Source organism: Rhizobium tropici CIAT 899 (genome assembly GCF_000330885.1).
Classification (GTDB): Bacteria; Pseudomonadota; Alphaproteobacteria; order Rhizobiales; family Rhizobiaceae; genus Rhizobium; species Rhizobium tropici.
This window is the reverse complement of sequence record NC_020059.1, coordinates 430,748-451,713: the sequence shown is the minus strand read 5'-3', so window position 1 is coordinate 451,713 and position 20,966 is coordinate 430,748. Positions and strand designations below refer to the sequence as shown.

Below are 20,966 nucleotides of genomic sequence, written 5' to 3'. Positions count from 1 at the left end.
TACAGGAACACTGTGGCGAAAACCGCTCTTTAAAGCAGCATTCGTCTCGGCGTCTGTAACCGGAGCATCAATCGGCCCTCGTATTCCGATTGACCGCTCCAATGGCTGTCAATTTTTCTCCCCTCCCCGCAGCCGCGCCAATGATTTGGGCCGCAAAGGACAGACAAGCTTCCTCGTTCCGCAAGCGTCGCCGCTTCCGGTTCTTACTCGTCAACTGTTTGAAAAAACGGAACTGAACCGCTCCGTCACAAGAGACAAAACCACCTCCACCGCCATACGTAACGGTGTTTGCCGAAGCCGTTTAAGGTGAAATCCGCGCCCCTTGTTGAAATCCATTTAGGCAGGATCGAAGGCAGATATCAACGATGAATTTTACACAAAATTAAGAGGCGGCCATTGACTCAGGAGGCCATTTTTGACTGTCACAAGCCCTTCAAAAAAGAATCGCTGTTGAATCAAAGAGATTCCTGTCGACCGCGATTCTCACAGCTTTCAAAAGAAAAAAAATAAAATATCCCTTGACTCAGTTGTGAGCCGGCAATGCGTCATGCAGATCACCCAGCGCTGAGATATCCTGCCGTAAGCCATTGTTTTAAAATGTATATTTCTGTCACGTCACTGACATGATCGAGCAGTCAATTTTGGCAATGCGGCATTTTTTTGGCTGAATCCAAAAAGCCCGGCGCGAGGGCCGGGCTTAATACTAACGATAGACTCGTTAACGAAAGATTATGCGGTGGGGGCCGAAAGGGCCTTCACGCGCTTGGCAAGACGCGAAACCTTGCGGGAAGCGGTGTTGGCGTGAAGCACGCCCTTCTTTGCCGCGCGAGCCAGTTCCGGCTGAGCAGCAATGAAAGCTGTCTTTGCGCGATCCGCATCACCCGATGCGATGGCTTCTTCGACCTGGCGAACGAACGTGCGAACGCGCGAGCGACGAGCCTTGTTGACATCGGTGCGGCGGGCGATCTTACGGGTCGCTTTTTTCGCCGAGGTAGTATTGGCCATGTATGCCTCTCTTAGAATTCGAACAAAACTCCATCGTTGCGGCGTAGGCCCCATGGCCACTTCATCCAGCAATGCGGGAGCAATTGCGGAAAACCAGAGCGGCTTTCCAAACTGTGGCGGGCATATAACCGGAATGAGCCGCGGCGTCAACGCGGATTCTCGCCAAACCCGCGTAATTCCGGAATCTTGGTCCCTACCGGTTCTTGAAGGCTGGCTTGCGCTTCTCGACGAAGGCCGCCATGCCCTCCTTCTGATCCTCTGTGGCGAACAGGCTATGGAACAGGCGGCGTTCGAAGCGCAGTCCCTCCTCGAGCGTGGTTTCGAAGGCACGATTGACCGCCTCCTTGGCCATCATCACGGCGGGACCGGAATAAGAAGCGATCTTGGCGGCGGCGGCCAGCGCCTCGTCGAGCAGCTTGTCTGCCGGTACGACGCGCGCCACAAGGCCGGAACGCTCCGCCTCTACCGCATCCATCATCCGGCCCGTCAATATGAGGTCCATCGCCTTGGCCTTGCCGACCGCACGCGTGAGACGCTGCGAGCCGCCCATGCCAGGGATGACGCCGAGCGTGATTTCCGGCTGGCCGAATTTGGCGGTTTCCGAGGCGATGATGAAATCGCACATCATCGCCACTTCGCAGCCGCCGCCGAGCGCAAAGCCGCTGACCGCCGCGATGACAGGCTTGCGGGCATTGGCAATCTCGGCCCAGCCGCTGAAAAAGTCATTCTTATAGGCGTCAACGAAATCGAGCGATTGCATTTCCTTGATGTCGGCGCCGGCAGCGAAGGCCTTTTCCGAACCGGTGAGCACGATCGCACCGATGGCATCGTCAAGATGAAGAGCGGCATAGGCTTGCTTCAGCTCGGAGAGGACCGTTGAGTTCAGCGCGTTCAGCGCCTGCGGCCGATTGATCCGGACGAGGCCGACGGCCCCATGTGTTTCGACAATGAGGGTTTCGTAAGCCACTTCTCTCTCCCTTTTATCAGCTTTGGCCCGTCAATCACCCTTGGCAGGAGGCGCAGTAGAAAGAAGAGCGCCCCGCCTGGACGATGCGACTGACCGTACCGCCGCAGCCGGGCGTACGGCAAGGCTGTGCTTCGCGATCATAGACGGAAAAGGAGTGCTGGAAATAGCCGAGCGAACCGTCCGTCTGGATATGGTCGCGCAGCGACGAACCGCCTGCAGCGATCGCATCAGCAATGACCTCGCGGATGGCATCGACGAGCGTGAACAGCGCTTCGGTCGGCTGTCCGGCATCCGTGACCAGCGTCCCGGCGGCGCGCAACGGCGACAGGTGAGAACGCCACAGCGCCTCGCATACATATATATTGCCGAGGCCCGCGATGTTTTTCTGGTCGAGCAGCGCGCTCTTCAGCGGCTGCGCCTTGCCGCCAAAGCGCTTAGCCAGATAATCGGCACTCAGTTCATTGCCCGTGGGTTCCGGCCCGAGATCACGGAAGAAGGGATGGCTGGTCATCTCGGTCCGCCGGACGAGATCCATAAAACCGAAGCGGCGCGGGTCATTGTAGATGACGCGCGCATCGCCGCTTGCACCCACCAGATGGAAGAGGACGTGATCATGCTTCTCGTCCTTGGAGCGGGGATGATGGAAGGTTCCTGGCGTCTCGGCCGCAGCACCTTCCTCCACCCGGAACGAGCCTGACATGCCGAGATGCGCGACGATCGTCTTGCCGTCGTCGAGATCGATCAGCAGGTATTTGGCGCGGCGGGACAGCGACGTGATGCCGCGGCCCGCAACATGCCGAGCGAAATCGGCCGGGAAAGGAAAGCGCAGATCGTTGCGGCGCAGCTCCAGCTTCTTCAGAACGGCACCCTCCATGGAAGGCGCAAGGCCGCGTCTGACGGTTTCGACCTCTGGTAATTCCGGCATGGCTATCCATCTTTATGTTTCAACCGCTTATGATCTGAGCTATAGCCCAAGGCATTGCGGCTGGTGATCTGGCTGATGAGATAGCGTGGCAAACGCGATTTCGCTATGGTCCGCCGCTTAATTGTGTAACGGAGTTGAGCCGATGGCAGACAGCCGCACCTCCGCCGATGGCGGCATGGAAACATCCTATGGCTTTCGCGAAGTAGCCGATGGCGAAAAGCAGGGCCTCGTCAACGAGGTGTTCCACAAGGTCGCCAAGCGCTATGACGTCATGAACGACGTCATGTCCATGGGCATGCATCGTGCCTGGAAAGACGCGATGATATCAGCGCTCAACCCGCGCAAGGAGCCTGGCTACAAGGTGCTCGACGTTGCCGGCGGCACGGGCGATATCGCCTTCCGCATCGTGGAAGCCTCGAACCGCCTGGCGCATGCAACGGTGCTCGATATCAACGGCTCGATGCTGGCCGTCGGCGCCGAGCGCGCCGAGAAAAAGAAGCTTTCCGACAACCTCACCTTCGTCGAGGCGAATGCCGAGGAACTGCCTTTCGAGCCGAACTCCTTCGACGCCTATACGATCGCTTTCGGTATCCGCAACGTGCCGCGCATCGATGTTGCATTGAAGGAGGCCTATCGCGTGCTGAAGCGCGGCGGCCGGCTGCTCGTGCTCGAATTCTCCGAAGTCGATCTGCCGCTGCTCGACCGCGTCTACGACGCCTGGTCCTTCAACGCCATTCCGAAGTTCGGCAAGGCGATCACCGGTGATGCCGAGCCCTATCAATATCTGGTGGAATCAATCCGCAAATTCCCGAACCAGCAGGACTTCGCGACGATGATCCGCGAGGCCGGCTTCTCGCGTGTGAGCTTCACCAATTACACCGGCGGCATCGCCGCGCTGCACTCCGGCTGGAAACTCTGAAGCATGATGTCCAGTCACCCGATCCGGCTTTTGGCCTCCACGTTCCGAGACCTTGAGACGATATGAGTGCTTTCGGCGCATATTTCGGCCTTGTTCGGGTCGGCTGGGTGCTCGTGCGCGAAGGCGTGGTCATGGCGCTGCCATCGGAAGGGCTGCCGCCCTCCGTCAGCCTCGCCAAATCCTTCGTCAGCATCTTTGCGCGCCGGAAGGCGAAGAGCCAGGCCCGCAGCGACCGGCTTGCCCAGGCAGTCGAGCGGCTCGGCCCCTCCTATGTGAAGATCGGTCAGTTCCTGGCGACCCGGCCCGATGTCGTCGGTGTGGATATGGCCAACGACCTGTCCAAGCTTCAGGATCGGATGGCCTTCTTCCCGCATGAAACCGCGACCGCGGCCATCGAGTCTTCGCTCGGCCGGCGGATCGACGATCTCTATGCCAGCTTCGACGCGCCGATCGCCGCCGCTTCAATAGCGCAGGTGCATCCGGCCGAAATCGAGACGGCAGAGGGCCGCAAGCGCGTTGCCGTCAAGGTGGTCCGACCTGGCGTACGTCAGCGCTTTTCCAACGATATCAAGGCGATGTATCTGGTTTCACGGCTGCAGGAGCGGTTCATGCCCTCCAGCCGGCGTCTTCGCCCGGTGGAAGTGACCAAGACGCTCGAGCAGACCACCAAGGTCGAGATGGATCTGCGGCTGGAAGCGGCCGCGCTCTCCGAGATCGCCGAAAACACCGAGAGGGATCCGGGCTTCCGCGTTCCGAAAGTCGACTGGGAACGCACCGGCCGCGACGTCATCACCATGGAGTGGATCGACGGCGTGAAGATGTCCGACGTCGAGGGGCTGAAGGCGGCCGGCCACGATCTCAACGCGCTCGCCGATACGCTGATCCAGTCCTTCCTGCGCCATACGCTGCGCGACGGCTTCTTCCACGCCGACATGCATCCCGGCAACCTTTTCGTCGATGCAGCGGGCATGATCGTCGCTGTCGACATGGGGATCGTCGGGCGATTAGGGAAGAAGGAACGCCGTTTCCTGGCCGAAATCCTCTACGGTTTCATCACTCGCGACTATATCCGCGTAGCCGAAGTGCATTTCGAAGCCGGCTATGTACCTGCGCATCACAATACGGAGAGTTTTGCGCAGGCCATCCGCGCGATCGGCGAGCCGATCCATGGTCAGCCGGCCGAAACCATCTCCATGGGCAAGCTTCTGACCTTGCTCTTCGAAGTAACGGAACTCTTCGACATGGAAACGCGGCCCGAGCTGGTGATGCTGCAGAAGACCATGGTCGTGGTCGAGGGCGTATCGCGCATGCTCAATCCGCGCTTCAACATGTGGAAGGCCTCTGAACCGGTGGTCGGCGACTGGATTCGTACCAATCTCGGCCCGAAGCGGATCATGACAGATTTGAAGGACGGTTTGAAAGCGGCCGTGAAGCTTGCGGAGGCCGCGCCTGAGATTGCGGCGAAGACCGAAAAATTCCACCACGAACTGCTGCACATGAGCGAAAACGGCCTGCGTTTCGATCCGCAGACCGCCGAAGCGATCGGCAAGGCCGAGGCCAAGCACAGCCGCTCCGGCCGCTTTGCGCTTTGGGTAATTGCGCTGACGCTTCTCTATATCGCCTGGCATCTGAGCTGATCGCCAAGCTTTCTGATGCTTCTTCCTCGCCTTGGCCCAAATAGCCCGGCCGAGGCGGGAAGCCATATGCGCGCGCAAACATAGAGTTGCGCAACGTACGCACTCGCCTCAAAATCAGTCTGTCTGGCACGGATCAAGGTGTTCGCCATTTGGGATATCCCATTGACGATAAGGCTCGCATAGCCTTGCAAAAAAGGAGAACAGCAGAGATGGAGCGTCAGAGAGCCGGTATCGAGCTCAGCGGGCAACCCCTTGGGTTCAGCGATCTGGTGCGGATCGGCGCGGGAGCCGTCCTGCCGTCGGCATCGGAAAGCGGCATGGCCAGGGTGCGGCTGGCGCGCAGCGTTCTCGAAAGCACGATCCAATCCGGCATGCCGGTCTATGGCTCGACAACCGGTGTCGGTGCGATGAAAGATGTCGAATGGTCTCCTGAAGATCTCGATGCCTTCAATCTCGGCCTCGTGCGCGCTCATCATTTCGGTACCGGCGCTCCGTTCTCCATGTCGGTCGTGCGCAATGCCATGGCGATCCGGGTCAACACCGCGCTCACCGGCCAGGTAGGTTGTTCGCAGGAACTGATCGAATCCTATCTGCAGCTGTTGAGCTCGGATGTCATTCCCGTCGTCAGGCGTACGGGTTCGATCGGCTGCGCGGATATCGGCCTGATGGGCCAGATCGGCGCGGTTCTGACCGGCGTTGGCGAGGCCGTCTATCGCGGTCGCCGCATGCAGGCTGCCGATGCCTTCGATGCCGCCGGTATCGCTCCCGTCAGGATGATGCCGCGCGACAGCCTGGCCTCGCTCAGCGTCAATGCGGTCAGCTTCGCCGCCGCCGCGGAGACAACCCGCAATGCTGCTGCCTCGATCCGCGTGCTGCTTGCGACCGGCATGATGGCGGCCGGCGCGCTCGGCGCCTCGCGCGATCCATGGATTTCCGTGCGCCATGTCGGCACCGCCCGCGAAGCCTTGATCGGCGCCTGGCTCTGCAACGCCTCGGACGAGTGGCCTTGGCCGGTCGCAACCCATGTGCAGGACCCGCTGAGCCTGCGGATGATCGCCCAGGTCTTCGGCGCCGTCATCGAAAACCTGCTGACCGCGGGCCATAAGATTCTCGCCGCCACCGGCCGTTCGGACGACAATCCGGTCATCGTCGACGGGCGCGTGATGACTTCGGGCGGTTCCCTCCCGCTCGATGTCACCATTCTGCTCGAAGGCGCCGTCATCTGCATGGCCCATGCCGCCCGCAATGCCTTCAATCGCTGCGTTTTGCTCGGCAACGGCCAGCGGCGCGGCCTGCCCGTCAATCTCGTGCCGGAAGGCAGGATCGCGACCGGCTTCGGCCCGATCATCAAGCTCGCCGGCGAGATTTTCTCGCGCGTTCTGTCCATGTCCAATCCGGTCTCGGCGCAGTCCCTCGTCGTGGCAGCTGGGATGGAAGACGAGGCCGCCTTCCTGCCACTGGTCATTGAGCGTTTCGAGCGGCAAATGCGGGCACTGAAGCGTCTGGCCGCCCTTGAAGCCCTGCTGTCGGCCCAGGCGATGGACATTCTCGGCGACAAGCCGGAGGGCGTGGCGCGCATGCTCTATGACGTCGTGCGCAAACATGCCGACTTCTATGTCGTCGATCGTCCCCTTTCGGCGGAAGTCGAGGCGATTGAAGAGGAGCTGGGCTCGGAGGCTTTCGTTTCAGAGTTGATCGCTCACAAGCCGATCCTCGCCTATGATGATTTCTTCGCACTCGGCTCGCTGGAGCGGGTCGAAGAGCGGCTTTATCGCGACACCATTGCTATCTGACGAGCGGAGAGAATGCATATGGCGGATTTCGATCTTGTTCTGCAAGGCACCGTGGTTTTGCCCGAACGCATCGTGGAAGCCGGCTATGTCGCCGTGCGCGACGGCAAAATCGCCGAGGTCGGCATTGGCGTGCCGCCCGCAGCGCGCGAGCGGCACCTGCTCGGCAGGGCGCTGATCCTGCCTGGCGCGATCGATGCGCAGGTCCATTCCCTCTCGCAGAAGGACCAGGAGGATTTCATCTGGTCGACTCGCTCGGCGGCCGCCGGCGGCGTCACCACCATCGTCGACATGCCGTATGACGAAGGCAATCTCGTCTGCTCGGCAGCGGCGGTGAAGAAGAAGATCGACCATGCCGCGCCGCAATCGCGCGTCGACTTCGCGCTTTACGGTACGATCGATCCCGAAGAAGGCCCGGCGCGCATCGCCGAGATGGTCGAGGCCGGTGTGGCCGCGTTCAAATTCTCCACCTTCGGCACCGATCCGAAACGCTTTCCGCGCATTCCGCCCGCCCTCCTCGACGCCTGCTTTGCCGCCATCGCTCCGACGGGCCTGACCGCCGGCGTCCACAACGAGGACGACGAAGCGGTGCGCACCTATATGGAGCAGGTCAAGGCAAGCGGTGTTACCGAATATCGCGCCCACGGCCTTTCGCGTCCGCCAATCACCGAGCTGCTTGCCATGCACACGATCTTCGAGACGGGTGCGGATACCGGCTGCCCGGCGCATGTCGTGCATTGCTCGCTCGGCCGCGGCTATGACATCGCCCGCGCCTATCGCCGCGACGGCTTCGAAGCGACGGTCGAATGCTGTATCCACTATCTGACGCTCGACGAGGAAAACGATGTTCGGCGTCTTGGCGGCAAGGCAAAAATTAATCCGCCAATCCGCCCGCGCGCCGAAGTGGAAACCTTGTGGCGCAAGGTGGCGGAAGGCAATGTCTGGCTCGTCTCGACCGACCACGTCAGCTGGTCGGAAAACCGCAAGACCAATCCGGACATGCTGGCGAATGCTTCCGGCGTGCCGGGACTGGAGGTCATGGTGCCACTCTTCGTCAAGGGTGCTCTCGAACGCGGCGTACCGCTCACCTGGGCGGCGAAGCTGATGGCAGAAAACCCGGCTAAGCATTTCCGCCTCGACCATATCAAGGGCGCGCTGACGCCGGGCAAGGACGCCGATATCGTCGTGCTGGAACCGCGCGAAATGGTTTATGACGCAGCCGCGAGCGGCAACAACGTCGTTGGCTGGAGCCCCTATAACGGCATTCGCCTGCCCTGGACTGTGTCCGCCGCCTATCTTAGAGGCAAGCAGATTACCGAGGGACAGAAAGTGCTGGCCGAACCCGGCTCCGGCAGCTTCGTCCGTCCCTTGCCTCGCCAAATCCTTGCCGGAGATGCAGCCTGATGACCGAAACCAAGCGCCATAACCTACCCGTAAACGCCGATCGCATCGCCGAGGATATCGACGCGCTGGCCGGCATTACCGAGCCGGGCCATCCTTGGACGCGCCGAGCCTTCTCGCCGCTCTTCCTCGAAGGGCGAGCCTATATCGATGCGCGGATGAAGGCGGCAGGGCTTGAGACGCGCATCGACGCTGCCGGCAATCTGATCGGCCGTCGCGCGGGCGCAAAGCCGGGCCTCGGCACGATCCTCGTCGGCTCTCATTCCGACACCGTTCCCGATGGCGGTCGCTTCGACGGCATCGCCGGCACGATTGCGGCACTCGAAGTCGCACGCTCCTTGAAGGATCGCGGCATCGAGCTCGACCATGATCTGGAGATCGTCGATTTCCTGGCTGAAGAAGTCAGCATCTTCGGCGTTTCCTGCATCGGCAGCCGCGGCATGACCGGGCAGATCCCCGAGGCGTGGCTCTCCCGCGTGAGCGGCGACCGCACGTTGTCGCAGGGCATTGCCGAAGTCGGCGGCGATCCTTCCGTGCTGCTCTCCCAGAAGCGTCCTGATCTCGCCGGCTTCCTGGAGCTGCATATCGAGCAGGGTCCGGTGCTGGAAGCCGAGAACAAGGATATCGGCATCGTCACCGCGATCGCCGGCATCACCCGCATCGAAATCACCGTCGAAGGCCGCGCCGACCATGCTGGCACGACGCCGATGGATCGCCGCGCGGATGCGCTGGTGGCAGCCTCACAGCTCGTGCTCGACATCAGGCAGCGGGCGTTGGAGCAGGCAAAGACGCCGGGTCATTTCGCTGCGACCGTGGGCGAATTCCGTATCGAGCCGAATGCTGCCAATGTCGTGCCGTCCAAGGTGGTGCTCCTGATCGACGGACGCGCCGAAATCCGCAGCGACATGGAAGATTTCCTGGCCTGGATCGACGGCGAGGTGAAGACCATTGCCGCCGATTATGGCGTGACGATCAATACGCCGGTGCGCGTCTCCGACAACTTGCCGACGCCGGGCGCTCCGGCGCTGCTCGAAACGCTCGAGCGCGCCTGCGACACGGTCGGTGCCAAGCATCGCCGCATGGCCTCCGGCGCCGGCCACGACACCGCCTGGATCGCCAAGGTGGCGCCTGCCGCGATGATCTTCGTGCCCTGCAAGGAAGGCCGCAGCCATTGCGCCGAGGAATGGGCCGAGAATGACGACATCGCCATGGGTGCCGCCGTTCTTTTTGAAGCGGTGCGCGACATGGACAAGAACCTCAAACAGAACCGGGAGTAGCCAATGGGACGCGTACTCGTTGCCAAGGATGTGGAAGCGGCTGTCAAGGGCGGCTCCGTTTACGCCGCAGGCGGTGGCGGCTGGGCCGATCACGGCCGCATGCTCGGCTATGCGGCTGTCAATGTCGGCAAGCCGGAGCTGGTGTCGATCGAGGAACTCAACGACAACGACTGGATCGCCACGGCCGCCGCCATCGGCGCGCCGGCCTCCACCACCCCCTGGGAGATGCAGGGCATCGACTACGTGAAGGCCGCACAGCTGCTGCAGGACGAGCTTGGCGAGAAGCTTTCCGGCCTGATCATCGGCCAGAACGGCAAGTCCTCGACGTTGAACGGCTGGCTGCCGTCGGCCATCCTCGGAACCAAGGTGGTGGACGCGGTCGGTGACATCCGCGCGCATCCGACTGGAGACATGGGTTCGATCGGCATGGCCGGCTCGCCCGAGCAGATGATCCAGACCGCCGTCGGCGGCAACCGCGCCGAAAACCGCTATATCGAGCTGGTCGTGAAGGGCGCGACGGCGAAGATTTCGCCGATCCTGCGCGCGGCATCGGACCAGTCCGGCGGCTTCATCGCCTCCTGCCGCAACCCGCTGCGCGCTTCTTACGTCCGTACACATGCTGCCCTCGGCGGCATCTCCATGGCGCTTTCGCTCGGCGAAGCGATCATCGAGGCGGAAAAGAAAGGCGGCAGCGCCGTCATCGACGCCATCTGCAAGACCACAGGCGGCCATATCCTCGCTGAAGGCACCATCACCAGGAAGGACGTCGTCTACACGAAGGAAGCCTTCGACATCGGCACTATCACGGTCGGCTCAGGCGACAAGGCCGTCGTCATGCATGTGATGAACGAGTACATGGCCGTCGAGGACACCGGCGGCAAGCGGCTCGCGACCTTCCCCTCCGTCATCACTACGCTGTCGCCGGAAGGCGAGCCCTTGAGCGTCGGCCAGCTGCACGAGGGCATGAACGTCTTCATCCTGCATGTGCCGATGGACATCATTCCGCTGTCTGCCAGCGTGCTTGACCCCACGGTCTATCCCTCCGTCGAAAAGGCGATGGGGATCGAGATCGCCAAATACGCACTGGCCGGCAAGAAAGGCTGAGAAGCGCAGGAGGCTTGAATGGCCCGCGACGCCGGTCTCGAAGAATTGCTGAGAGAAGAGCTCGGGCAGCGGCCCGGGCTTAGCGAAAAAGCGATGTTCGGCGGCTGGGCCTTTCTGCTCAACGGCCACCTGTTCTGCGGCGCCCGTGTCGACGGGATGCTGATCCGCCTTGGCAAAGGTAACGATGCCTGGGCGCTGGAGCAGCATGACGTCAAAACCATGTTGATGGGCGGCCGCGAGATGAAGGGGTGGCTGCGCGCCGGGCCAGAAGCCTATGGCACGACATGTTGCGTAAGCGGCTGCTTCTGGCCGCGCTGGACTTCGTCGAAGGCCTGCCGCCGAAATAGCCGGGCGACCGAAACAACAAGGAAAACAGGGAAGGGAAATCCATGCCGAAAGCCAATCCACGTCACCCGAAATTCCCCATTCCGGGCGGCCCGGAGCTGCGTGCCAAGGGCTGGCGGCAGGAGGCCCTGCTGCGCCTGCTGGAGAACGTGCTCTCGGTCGGCGAAGATCCCGACAATCTCGTCGTCTACGCAGCGCTTGGCAAGGCTGCCCGCAACTGGGCGGCGCACAAGGGGATCGTCAAGGCGCTGACCGAAATGGATGAGAACCAGACCCTGCTCATCCAGTCCGGCAAGCCGATCGGCCTCATCCGCACGCATGACAAGGCGCCGCTCGTCATCATGGCGAACTGCAACATCGTCGGGCAATGGGCAAAGGCCGAAGTCTTCTACGAGCTGCAGCGCAAGGGCCTGATCTGCTGGGGCGGCCTGACGGCCGGCGCCTGGCAGTATATCGGCAGCCAGGGCGTCATCCAGGGCACCTACGAAATCTTCATGCGCATCGCAGAGCGCCGCTTCGGCGGCGATCTCTTCGGCCGTTTCGTGCTGACCGCCGGTCTCGGCGGCATGGGCGGCGCGCAGCCGCTCGCCGGCCGCATGGCGGGTGCCGCCATCCTGTGCGTCGACATCGACGCGGAGCGCGCCAGGAAGCGCCAGGAAATCGGCTATCTGCAGGAAATCGCCCCGGACCTCGATTCCGCGCTGGCGATGATCGACGCTGCGGTCAAGGAAAAGCGGGCGCTCTCCGTCGGCCTCGTCGGCAATGCGGCCGAAATCTATCCCGAGATTGCACGCCGCGGCATCGTGCCCGATATCGTCACCGACCAGACCTCGGCCCACGATCTCGTCTATGGTTACGTGCCGAAGGGCATGAGCATCAGCCAAGTCAAAGATCTCCGCGACGACGGTCAGGGCCAGCTGATGGCCGCAAGCCGCGCCTCGATCGTCGAGCATGTGAAGGCCATGCTGGACTTCCAGAAGAAGGGTTCCGAAGTCTTCGACAACGGCAACCTGATCCGCACGCAGGCGAAGGAAGGCGGCGTCGCCAACGCCTTCGATATCCCGATCTTCACCGAGGCCTATCTGCGGCCGCTCTTCTGCCGTGCCATCGGCCCGTTCCGCTGGATGGCGCTCTCCGGCGAGGAAAGCGATATCGCCCGCATCGACGATCTGCTGCTGGACATGTTCCCGGACAACAAGATTATCACCAACTGGATCAAGCTTGCTCGCGAGCATGTGCCGTTCGAAGGTCTTCCGGCGCGCATCGCCTGGCTCGGCCATGGCGAACGCACCGCACTTGCCCGCCGCGTCAACGAGCTTGTGGCCAGCGGCGAGCTGAAGGGTCCGATCGCATTTTCGCGCGACCATCTCGACGCCGGCGCCATGGCGCATCCGAACATCATGACCGAGGGTATGAAGGACGGCTCCGACGCCATCGCCGACTGGCCGCTGATCGACGCCATGATGCTCTGCTCGTCGATGGCCGACCTCGTCGTCGTTCATTCCGGCGGCGGCGGCTATGCCGGCTACATGACGAGCTGCGGCGTCACCGTGGTCGCCGACGGCACGGCGGCGGCCGACGAACGGCTCGACCATGCGCTCACCAACGACACGGCACTCGGCGTCATGCGCTATGCCGACGCCGGCTATGAGGAAGCGCTGGACGAAGTTGCGAAAAAGGATGTGCCCTATATCCGACTGGGGTAAGCACGTCTGTTCTTAGCAGCATCGACAGATTATGGTCCCGGGCAATTCGTAACAAGTTTTGAGAGTTGCCCGTGATCCCCTGGACCTTGCTCGACACTGCGAAAATCCCTGGTGGCGGCGAGTTGCGCCTGAAGCAGCGCGGCCAGGAATTTTCCATCATGCTCGGCACCAACGAGTTGATGAACAGCCGCCTGAGCGGCTCCGAGCGGGCGCTTGCCACGCTTTCCTGCGAAAAGATCAAGGGCCGGAAGACGCCACACATATTGATCGGCGGCCTTGGCATGGGCTTTACCTTGCGCGCGGCCCTCGGCGAACTCGATGCGGATGCCAAGGTCACGGTCGCGGAGCTTGTTCCGGCTGTTGTGACCTGGGCACGCGGGCCGATGGCAACAGTCTTCGACGGGTGCCTCGACGATCCCCGCGTCGCGATCCACGAAGGCGACGTGCGTCCACTCATCCGCGCCCGCAAGGCAACCTACGACGCCATCCTGCTCGATGTCGACAACGGCCCGGACGGCATTACGTCGGAGGCCAATGACGGTCTCTACGATTATCAGGGCCTGAAGGCGGCGCGTGACGCCTTGCGCCCGCGAGGCGTGCTCGCGGTCTGGTCTTCAGGGCCTGACGAGTGCTTCACAAGGCGGCTGCGCGACAGCGGCTTTACCGCCGAAGTGGTCAATACGCGCGCCAATGGCAAAACAGGCGCACGTCATGTCATCTGGCTCGCGACGAAATCGGGATCATAACGCCTCGAATTGAAATAGCGCCCAAGATGCTATATATCAATGTCATATCTCAAAGGAGTTATGGCATGGACACCGCAAAGATCTTCTGGTCCGGCCGCTCGCAGGCCGTACGCTTGCCGAAGGAATTCCGCCTCGATGGCGAGGAAGTACGCATCCGCCGGCAGGGAAAAGCAATCATTCTGGAGCCGATCGCCGAAGATTGGGATTGGCTGGAGACTGTTACGGGGCCGGTCGACCCCGATTTTGAAGAGGCGGCGACGGAACAGCCTGCCGAGCAGCAACGCCCCGAGTTGGATATCTTCAAGTGAAGTATCTGCTCGACAGCAATGCCGTTATCGCCCTGATGAAAGGACACCCCGGCTTCGTCAGCGAGCTTCGCAGACATAAGCCCCACGATTTTGCCATTCCGGCCATCGTCGTACACGAGTTGTTTTATGGCGCTTACAAGGGCCAGCGCGTTGTCGACAATCTGGCACGTGTGGATGCCTTGCAGTTCGAGACGCTGGATTTCGATAAGGAAGATGCCCGTGTAGCCGGTGAAATTCGCGCAAGCCTTGCTTCCCTTGGCACACCGATCGGTACCTATGACGTTCTGATCGCGGGCCAAGCGGTCGCCCGCGATCTGATCCTGATAACGCACAATGTCAGAGAGTTTGAACGCGTTGCCAAGCTACGTTTCGAAGACTGGGAGTCCTTGCCGAGCGGCTAAAGATAGCGCGTTTCCTCCGGCGCGCGATCAAAGCGGTCGTCGCGGCCATCGAAATAGCCGACAGGAAGCGAGGCGAGTTCCTCGTCGGTGGCATCATCCAGGCAGTTGATGCTGATCGCATAGAACTTGCCGCCGAGTGCGGGATTTTCACCCCAGTTGAAGGAGCTGATGCCGCAATTTTTGCAGAAGAGGTGATGCAGGATGCGCGGGCCGAACTGATATTCGCCGATGCTGTCCTCGCCCGCGGTCAGACGGAAATCGGCGGGCGTGGCGACAGCCAGCCAATTGCGCTTCTTCTTGCAGATCGAGCAATTGCATTTGAAGGTGCCACCCTGCAGATCGAGATCGGCCTCGTAGCTGACGGCGCCGCAATGGCAGCTGCCATGATAGGTCTTCTTCATCACTCCAATCCTTCCCTTGAGGTGGCTTCTGCGTAAGCGACGTATTTGTCGAGGGCCTGCTCCCAGCCGCCGGTCTGCAATCTCAGCTCGGTATCATCAGGCAGTTCGACCTTGCGGAAGACGAGACGCGTCTTCTCGCCAAGCTCATGGAATTCCACGGTTGCCTGCATCGGATGCTCGGGCTTGCCCTCCTGGTTTTCCCAGGCGAAGGTAAAGACCAAGCGCTCGGGCGGGACGATCTCCAGATAGCGGCCATGGCTCCAATATTCCTTGCCCTCCGGTGTCAGAATGCAGTGCCGCCAGGCGCCCCCTTCCCGCAGGTCTACGGAAACGGATGGGGCCGTCATGTTTTGTGGTCCCCACCAGCGCATGAGATGTTGCGGTTCCGTCCAGAGGCAAAACAGCAGGGCACGCGGCGCGGCGATGTCGCGGGTCAGCACGATCTCGCGCGGCGGGCGCAAGCTGCCGCCCTCAGTTGCTGGGGTCATTCTTTCCTCCCTTTTGCAATAATGCCGTGTAGTCCTCTAGGCGATCGAGATTGTCGTTCCAGAACTGGCGATAGCTCTCCAGCCAGTCATCGACTTGGCGCAGCGGCTTCGCTTCCAGCCGGCAGGGCCGCCATTGCGCCTCCCTCCCCTTCGAGATCAGGCCGGCTTTCTCCAGCACCTTCAGATGTTTGGAGACGGCAACCAGCGACATGTCGAAGGGTTCGGCCAGCTCGGAGACGGATGCCTCGCCGGTCGCCAGCCGCGCCAGGATCGCCCGACGGGTTGGATCTGCCAGGGCCGAAAGGGTGATGCTCAATGTGTCCATGCGACTTCATAAACCATCCAGTTAATTAACTTATTGGTTTAATATAGACCGCAACAAAGCTCTGTCAAGAAGCGCCTACGCCGTGCGATCTCAGGAAACGATGTTGGAAACTTCGATCAGGTTATGGTCCGGATCACGGAAATAGACCGAGAGAATGGGACCGGTCGCGCCGGTTCGGCGGACGGGGCCTTCCGTGATCTCGACGCCCTCAGCTTTCAGGTGAGCAATGATGTCATCGAGCAGCGTTGTGCTGATGAAGCAAAGATCGGCCGAACCCGGTGTCGGCCACTCGGCCTTCGGCTCGAACTCATGGCCGGCTTGATGCAGATTGATCTTCTGGTTGCCGAAGGTGAGAGCCCTACGGCCCTCCCCGAAAGTTTCGACACCCATACTGAGGACACGGGTATAGAAATCGCAACTCTCCTCGATGCTCGCAACCGTGAGCACCAGATGATCGAGATGGTCGATACGGATCATGGCAGCCTCCTGGGCTCAGCGACGCGCCAGCCTGGCAACGGCAAGAGCGCTGGCGAGACAGAGTGCCAGCATGACCAGGATGAAGGCAACCACGGCATTCCAGCCGTCGGCAAGCCAGAAATAGCCGCCGACTGAGCCCGCTATGCTGGAGCCGAGATAATAGGCGAGCAGGTAGAGCGAGGAGGCGTGACCCTTGAAGCCGTGGGCCAGCCGGCCCACAAGCGCGCTGGCGACGGAATGGGCCATGAAGAAGCCTATCGTCACCAGAACGATGCCGAGAATGATCAGCTGCAAGGAGCTGGAAAGCGTCACCGCCGCACCGAGCGCGGTAATCAGCACGCCAATAGGCAGCACTATGAAATGGCCGATGCGATCGCCGAGGAGACCTGCAGCCCAGGATGCGACGATGCCGAAGAGATAGGCGGTGAAGATCAGTCCAAGCTCAGTCTGATTGAGATCATAGGGATCGGCGACGAGACGGAAGCCGGCATAGTTATAGACTGTTACGAAGGAGCCCATGATCAGGAAACCGATGGCAAAGAGCAGCGGCAACGCCGCATTGCCAAAATGACCGCTCCAGGCCTTCACATGGAAGCCGGCATCGAAGCCCTTTCGCGGCATAAAATTGCGCGACGGCGGCAGCAGATGGAGGAAGCCGATGGCGGCGATCAAGCCGAGAATGCCAACCGTCGCCAAAGCCGGCCGCCAGCTCAGATATTCGGCGATCGTACCGGTCACCACGCGCCCGGCCATGCCGCCGAAGGCGTTGCCGGCTATATAGAGGCCCATGGCACCGCCGAGGCCGCGCGGTTCGATTTCCTCAGCCAGATAGGTCATGGCGACGGCAGGGACGCCGCCCAACAGGAAGCCCTCAAGAGCGCGGACGGCAAGCAGCATATGCCAGCTCGGCGATACCGCGCAGACGACCGTACAGATGGCCGCGCCGAGCAGCGAGATGAACATCAGGCTGCGGCGGCCGAGGCTTTCGGAAACGGCAGCGGCGCCGAAGATCGCGAAGGCCAGGAAGCCTGTGGAAAGCGAGAGCGACAGCGAGCTTGCAGCCGGCGTGACCCCGAAGTCCTCGGAGAAGATCGGCATCAGCGGCTGCACGCAATAAAGCAGCGAGAAGGTGGCAAAGCCCGAGAGAAACAGCCCAATGGTCGCGCGGCGGAAGGCGGGCGTGCCGCGCGTCAGGAATTGGCGGGTCTCGGTCGGCGGCTCGTTCCTGACGAGCGTCAATTCGGGGCGGGAGGAAACTTCGGACACAGTGGTTTGCTGCTTGCTTGCGGCGCGAAACATTGGTGGCACCTGACCTTTCTTGCCTTGGAATCTAGCCAGACGAGCTCCATTAGTCCAATATATGGAACAGGCGATCTCAATAGCTTTTGGAGATAGCGATGGAGCTGCGTCATATCCGCTATTTTCTGGCGCTGGCGGAAGTGGGAAACTTCACCCGTGCGGCAGCCAAACTCGGTATCGGCCAGCCGCCGCTCAGCCAGCAGATCCGGGACCTGGAAAACGAAGTGGGTGCGCAGCTGTTCCACCGCGTGCCGCATGGCGCGGAACTGACGGCTGCCGGCGAGGCGTTTCTCGCGGAAGCGAAAATGGCGGTCGATGCGGCGGAAAAGGCAAAGCTCGCCGCCCAGCGCGCCAATCGCGGCGAGATCGGCCGCCTGTCGCTCGGCTTCACCGCTTCTTCCGCCTTCAACACCATCGTCACATCAATCATTCGCGAGTTTCGGCGGCATTGGCCGGAAGTGCTGATATCGCTGACCGAGATGAACACCAATGCGCTGATGGAGCGGCTGATGCGCGGCGAGATCGACGCGGCCTTTATCCGCCCGGGCCTTGAAGATCCGAGAGACGTGCGGCTGAAGCGTTTTGCCGATGAGCCGATGCTGATCGCGCTGCCGGCTCATCATCCTTTGGCAAGTAAGGAACGCGTGCCGGTTGCGGCGCTCGCGGGCGAACCCTTCATCCTCTTCCCGCGCATGGTGGGGCTGAGCCTCTATGACGATATCGTTGCCGCCTGTCGCGAAGCCGGCTTCGACCTCGTGGTGACGCAGGAAGCGCCGCAGATCCCATCCGTCGTCAATCTCGTCGCCGCAAACTTGGGCGTTTCCATCGTTCCGGCTTCGATCGCACAGATCAAGCTCGACGGCGTTGCCTATCGGCAAATCGATGGGCCACCGGTCGTGGCGCGGCTCGGCCTTGCCAGCCTCAAGGCGCAGCGATCGCCCGTTATCGCCAATCTCATGAGCCTGATTGCGTAGCTATTTGTTTTCACGCAATTCCGGGCGCAAAACCGCTTCGCACTTTTGCTGGAATTGCTCCCGCTCCCAATAAGGCGGATCGCCGAATGCCTTCTTTAGATGATCGGCCATGGCGCGCAGTTTGGCCGAGGGGTTGCGCCCTTCCGGATGGGCCATGAAGATGAATTCCGGCTCCGGCCGGTAGCCGACGTCGATCTCGACAAGCCGCCCCTCCCTCACCGAAGGTCCGGCAATGAAAGCCGGCAGCAAGGCGACACCGAGGCCGGCAATCGCGGCATCGTGGAGGACATCGCCATTGTTGACGCCCAGCGCCAGCTTTCCACGGATGACCACCGCACCCTCTGGTCCCTCGAAACGCCAGTCGGCGACACCGCGATTGGTGTAAAAAATACCGCGATGATCCTCGAGATCGGAGAGCGAAGCGGGCTTGCCGCACCGGCTCAGATAATCCGGCGAAGCCACAAGAAGGCGGCGGCTGCGGGCAAGCTTCCAGGCGACGAGGCGTGAGTCGGCGATCAGGCCATGGCGTATGATCGCATCATAGCCATCTGAAGCGGCATCGACCCGGCGGTCGTCGAGATCGAGCGTCAGTTCGATTTCCGGATGCTCTGCGAGAAACGGATAGAGAGCCGGCCCCAGATGCAGGCGGCCGAAGGTGACGGGTGCCGCGATGCGCAGCGGCCCCATCAGCGTACCGCGCCGCTCGGCAAGATCGGCCGCCGCCTCGCGAACCTCCTGCGCGATGCGGGTGGCGCGCTGCAGAAAGGCAGCGCCATCCTCGGTCAGGGTCAGCCTGCGGGTCGTGCGGTGAAGCAGGGTTGCCCCCAACGCCTTCTCCATTTCCGACAGACGCTCGCTGACGACGGATTTCGACAGGCGCAGGCGCCGCGCCGCCTCGCTGATCGAGCCGGCCTCGGCTACAGTCACGAACGTTACGATCCCGTCGATCTTCAGCATCGTTCGGAAACTCCGAATTCGAATTCCTCTTTTTGAAGACTAATCCGAACGATCGGAAAAGGCCATCTTCCGCGTATCGGACAAACCGAAAGACACGTTCTCACACAGGAGATGGAACAATGAACCGCTTGAATGGAAAAGTCGCAATCGTCACCGGTGCCAGTTCCGGCATTGGCCGCGCCACGGCAAAACTCTTCGCCGCCGAAGGCGCCAAGGTTGTCGTCGGCGCTCGCCGCGCCGCAGAGCTGGAAAGCCTTGCCGCGGAGATCAAAGCGGCTGGCGGAGAAGCAGCCGTACTGGCCGGCGATGTACGCTCGGAAGACTACCACAAGGCGCTGGTCGCCCTTGCTATCGAACGCTACGGCAAGCTCGATATCGCCTTCAACAATGCCGGCACGCTCGGCGAAGCCGGTCCCAGCACCGAGGTTTCGGAAGCGGGCTTTTCCGACGCGCTGGCGATCAATCTCACCGCGTCGTTCCTGGCCGCCAAGCACCAGATTGGTGAAATGGTAAAGCACGGCGGCGGCTCCGTGATTTTCACGTCGACCTTCGTCGGCCATACCGTCAGCTTCCCCGGCGTTGCCGCCTATGCCGCCAGCAAATCAGGCCTGATCGGTCTGACGCAAACGCTCGCCGCCGAATTCGGCCCGCAGAATGTGCGCGTCAATGCCGTACTGCCGGGTGCGGTCGATACCGATATGTATCGCGACATGAACGACACTGCCGAAAAGCAGGCCTTCATTACCAATCTGCATGCGCTGAAGCGCGTCGCCGGCCCGGAAGAAATTGCGCGCTCGGTCCTCTATCTAGCCTCCGATGATGCAAGCTTCGTCAGCGGCACGGCCTCTCTGGTTGATGGCGGCCTATCGATTACGCGTACCTGACCGAGTGCTTAGCCGAAGCATTTATCGCGTCGGAATGCTTTGAATGAATAAGGACGGGCCGCGGATCCTACTTCCCTGGCGGCCCCTCCACTCAGAACATCGTATTATCATTCTTCGACGTCTCGGGGATCGGCTGCACCGAATCCCAGTGTTCCTGGATCTTGTTGTCCTCCACCCGAAAGATATCGACGATGGCGCTGCCGCGGTCGCCCGGCTGGCGAACGGCGTGGACGCGAAGGATTACATAATCGCCGTCGACCATCACGCGCTTGATCTCGCTCTTCGACTGCGGGTAGTTCTTTTTCAGGTATTCGAGGAAACCGCGCAGGCCTTCGGGCCCATCGGCGGCAAGAGGATTGTGCTGGATGTATTTGCCGAGATACTTGGAAGCCGCGTCGAAATCCTTGTCGTTCAGCGCCTTCTGGTAGAAATCCAGAACGATCTCCTTGTTCTTCAGCTCCTGCGGCGAGTAGGCACGTTCGGCAAAGGCCGGCACGGCGGCAGCCAGGATCGGTAGGGCGATGACAGCGACTTTCATCAGTTTCAAGGCGTTGCTCCTTTGGTCGTTAACACATTCACTTTTGTCGAGGGCGAAGATGCCCGCAAATGACAAGTTAGTGATGCCGACGT

Annotated in this window: 22 protein-coding genes and 1 pseudogene; 13 read left to right on the top strand and 10 right to left on the bottom strand. The window is 61.4% G+C overall.

Going from position 1 to position 20,966, the window contains the following annotated elements; all coding sequences use genetic code 11:
* Nucleotides 1–729 precede the first annotated feature (729 nt).
* The 3 genes from rpsT to mutM form a co-directional block, all read right to left on the bottom strand.
* Entirely contained in the window at nucleotides 730–1,005 is a 276-nt protein-coding gene (rpsT, locus tag RTCIAT899_RS02195; RefSeq protein WP_015338590.1) for a 30S ribosomal protein S20, read from the bottom strand.
* 193 nt (nucleotides 1,006–1,198) lie between these two features.
* On the bottom strand, nucleotides 1,199–1,972 hold the full coding sequence (locus RTCIAT899_RS02190; protein WP_015338589.1) for an enoyl-CoA hydratase: 774 nt from the start codon (nucleotides 1,970–1,972) through the stop codon (nucleotides 1,199–1,201).
* A gap of 34 nt (nucleotides 1,973–2,006) precedes the next feature.
* A complete protein-coding gene (mutM, locus tag RTCIAT899_RS02185) occupies nucleotides 2,007–2,897 on the bottom strand; it encodes a bifunctional DNA-formamidopyrimidine glycosylase/DNA-(apurinic or apyrimidinic site) lyase (protein ID WP_015338588.1) in 891 nt (296 codons plus the stop codon).
* A 142-nt stretch (nucleotides 2,898–3,039) separates the two neighbouring features.
* On the opposite strand from mutM, the gene ubiE reads away from it, so the two are divergent.
* The 11 genes and pseudogenes from ubiE (at nucleotide 3,040) to RTCIAT899_RS02135 (ending at nucleotide 14,531) form a co-directional block, all read left to right on the top strand.
* Nucleotides 3,040–3,816: a bifunctional demethylmenaquinone methyltransferase/2-methoxy-6-polyprenyl-1,4-benzoquinol methylase UbiE gene (ubiE, locus tag RTCIAT899_RS02180; RefSeq protein WP_015338587.1), complete on the top strand. Its 777-nt coding sequence runs from the start codon at nucleotides 3,040–3,042 to the stop codon at nucleotides 3,814–3,816.
* A 62-nt stretch (nucleotides 3,817–3,878) separates the two neighbouring features.
* Nucleotides 3,879–5,453: a 2-polyprenylphenol 6-hydroxylase gene (ubiB, locus tag RTCIAT899_RS02175; protein WP_015338586.1), complete on the top strand. Its 1,575-nt coding sequence runs from the start codon at nucleotides 3,879–3,881 to the stop codon at nucleotides 5,451–5,453.
* Between the two features lie 209 nt (nucleotides 5,454–5,662).
* Nucleotides 5,663–7,246 carry an aromatic amino acid lyase gene (locus RTCIAT899_RS02170; protein WP_015338585.1) on the top strand — a complete coding sequence of 528 codons (1,584 nt, stop codon included), beginning with the start codon at nucleotides 5,663–5,665 and terminating at the stop codon, nucleotides 7,244–7,246.
* An 18-nt stretch (nucleotides 7,247–7,264) separates the two neighbouring features.
* A complete protein-coding gene (locus tag RTCIAT899_RS02165) occupies nucleotides 7,265–8,647 on the top strand; it encodes a dihydroorotase (protein WP_015338584.1) in 1,383 nt (460 codons plus the stop codon).
* Nucleotides 8,647–9,921, top strand: a complete 1,275-nt coding sequence (locus RTCIAT899_RS02160; RefSeq protein ID WP_015338583.1) for a Zn-dependent hydrolase — start codon at nucleotides 8,647–8,649, stop codon at nucleotides 9,919–9,921. Before RTCIAT899_RS02165 ends, RTCIAT899_RS02160 begins: the two co-directional genes overlap by 1 nt.
* A gap of 3 nt (nucleotides 9,922–9,924) precedes the next feature.
* Complete coding sequence (locus RTCIAT899_RS02155) at nucleotides 9,925–11,025, top strand: DUF917 domain-containing protein (RefSeq protein WP_015338582.1); 1,101 nt, start codon at nucleotides 9,925–9,927, stop codon at nucleotides 11,023–11,025.
* 18 nt (nucleotides 11,026–11,043) lie between these two features.
* Nucleotides 11,044–11,372, top strand: a pseudogene (locus RTCIAT899_RS33995) (TfoX/Sxy family protein).
* A 42-nt stretch (nucleotides 11,373–11,414) separates the two neighbouring features.
* The gene (locus RTCIAT899_RS02150; RefSeq protein WP_015338581.1) at nucleotides 11,415–13,076 is read left to right on the top strand and encodes a urocanate hydratase; all 1,662 of its coding nucleotides are present in this window, start codon (nucleotides 11,415–11,417) and stop codon (nucleotides 13,074–13,076) included.
* Nucleotides 13,077–13,147: 71 nt separating this feature from the next.
* Nucleotides 13,148–13,822 (top strand): spermidine synthase, encoded by a 675-nt coding sequence (locus RTCIAT899_RS02145; protein ID WP_015338580.1) that lies wholly within the window; start codon nucleotides 13,148–13,150, stop codon nucleotides 13,820–13,822.
* A 65-nt stretch (nucleotides 13,823–13,887) separates the two neighbouring features.
* Nucleotides 13,888–14,130, top strand: coding sequence for an AbrB/MazE/SpoVT family DNA-binding domain-containing protein (locus RTCIAT899_RS02140; RefSeq protein WP_015338579.1), 243 nt, complete (start codon nucleotides 13,888–13,890; stop codon nucleotides 14,128–14,130).
* A complete protein-coding gene (locus RTCIAT899_RS02135) occupies nucleotides 14,127–14,531 on the top strand; it encodes a type II toxin-antitoxin system VapC family toxin (RefSeq protein ID WP_015338578.1) in 405 nt (134 codons plus the stop codon). Before RTCIAT899_RS02140 ends, RTCIAT899_RS02135 begins: the two co-directional genes overlap by 4 nt.
* Here the strand turns inward: RTCIAT899_RS02135 and RTCIAT899_RS02130 are convergent.
* The 5 genes from RTCIAT899_RS02130 to RTCIAT899_RS02110 form a co-directional block, all read right to left on the bottom strand.
* Complete coding sequence (locus RTCIAT899_RS02130) at nucleotides 14,528–14,932, bottom strand: GFA family protein (protein ID WP_041677181.1); 405 nt, start codon at nucleotides 14,930–14,932, stop codon at nucleotides 14,528–14,530. The genes RTCIAT899_RS02135 and RTCIAT899_RS02130 overlap by 4 nt on opposite strands.
* Complete coding sequence (locus RTCIAT899_RS02125) at nucleotides 14,932–15,420, bottom strand: SRPBCC family protein (protein ID WP_015338576.1); 489 nt, start codon at nucleotides 15,418–15,420, stop codon at nucleotides 14,932–14,934. Before RTCIAT899_RS02125 ends, RTCIAT899_RS02130 begins: the two co-directional genes overlap by 1 nt.
* Nucleotides 15,404–15,745: an ArsR/SmtB family transcription factor gene (locus tag RTCIAT899_RS02120; RefSeq protein ID WP_015338575.1), complete on the bottom strand. Its 342-nt coding sequence runs from the start codon at nucleotides 15,743–15,745 to the stop codon at nucleotides 15,404–15,406. The genes RTCIAT899_RS02125 and RTCIAT899_RS02120 overlap by 17 nt, the downstream gene beginning before the upstream one ends.
* 90 nt (nucleotides 15,746–15,835) lie before the next feature.
* Nucleotides 15,836–16,222, bottom strand: a complete 387-nt coding sequence (locus RTCIAT899_RS02115; RefSeq protein WP_015338574.1) for a VOC family protein — start codon at nucleotides 16,220–16,222, stop codon at nucleotides 15,836–15,838.
* Between the two features lie 15 nt (nucleotides 16,223–16,237).
* Nucleotides 16,238–17,521 (bottom strand): MFS transporter, encoded by a 1,284-nt coding sequence (locus RTCIAT899_RS02110; RefSeq protein WP_041677179.1) that lies wholly within the window; start codon nucleotides 17,519–17,521, stop codon nucleotides 16,238–16,240.
* Between the two features lie 98 nt (nucleotides 17,522–17,619).
* Between RTCIAT899_RS02110 and RTCIAT899_RS02105 the strand changes: the two genes are divergently transcribed.
* Nucleotides 17,620–18,495 (top strand): LysR family transcriptional regulator, encoded by an 876-nt coding sequence (locus RTCIAT899_RS02105; protein WP_015338572.1) that lies wholly within the window; start codon nucleotides 17,620–17,622, stop codon nucleotides 18,493–18,495.
* On the opposite strand, the gene RTCIAT899_RS02100 is transcribed toward RTCIAT899_RS02105, so the two are convergent.
* Nucleotides 18,496–19,452, bottom strand: coding sequence for a LysR family transcriptional regulator (locus tag RTCIAT899_RS02100; RefSeq protein ID WP_015338571.1), 957 nt, complete (start codon nucleotides 19,450–19,452; stop codon nucleotides 18,496–18,498).
* Nucleotides 19,453–19,571: 119 nt separating this feature from the next.
* On the opposite strand from RTCIAT899_RS02100, the gene RTCIAT899_RS02095 reads away from it, so the two are divergent.
* Nucleotides 19,572–20,336: an SDR family oxidoreductase gene (locus tag RTCIAT899_RS02095; protein WP_015338570.1), complete on the top strand. Its 765-nt coding sequence runs from the start codon at nucleotides 19,572–19,574 to the stop codon at nucleotides 20,334–20,336.
* A gap of 91 nt (nucleotides 20,337–20,427) precedes the next feature.
* On the opposite strand, the gene RTCIAT899_RS02090 is transcribed toward RTCIAT899_RS02095, so the two are convergent.
* A complete protein-coding gene (locus RTCIAT899_RS02090; protein ID WP_184461879.1) occupies nucleotides 20,428–20,874 on the bottom strand; it encodes a nuclear transport factor 2 family protein in 447 nt (148 codons plus the stop codon).
* Nucleotides 20,875–20,966: the final 92 nt, after the last annotated feature.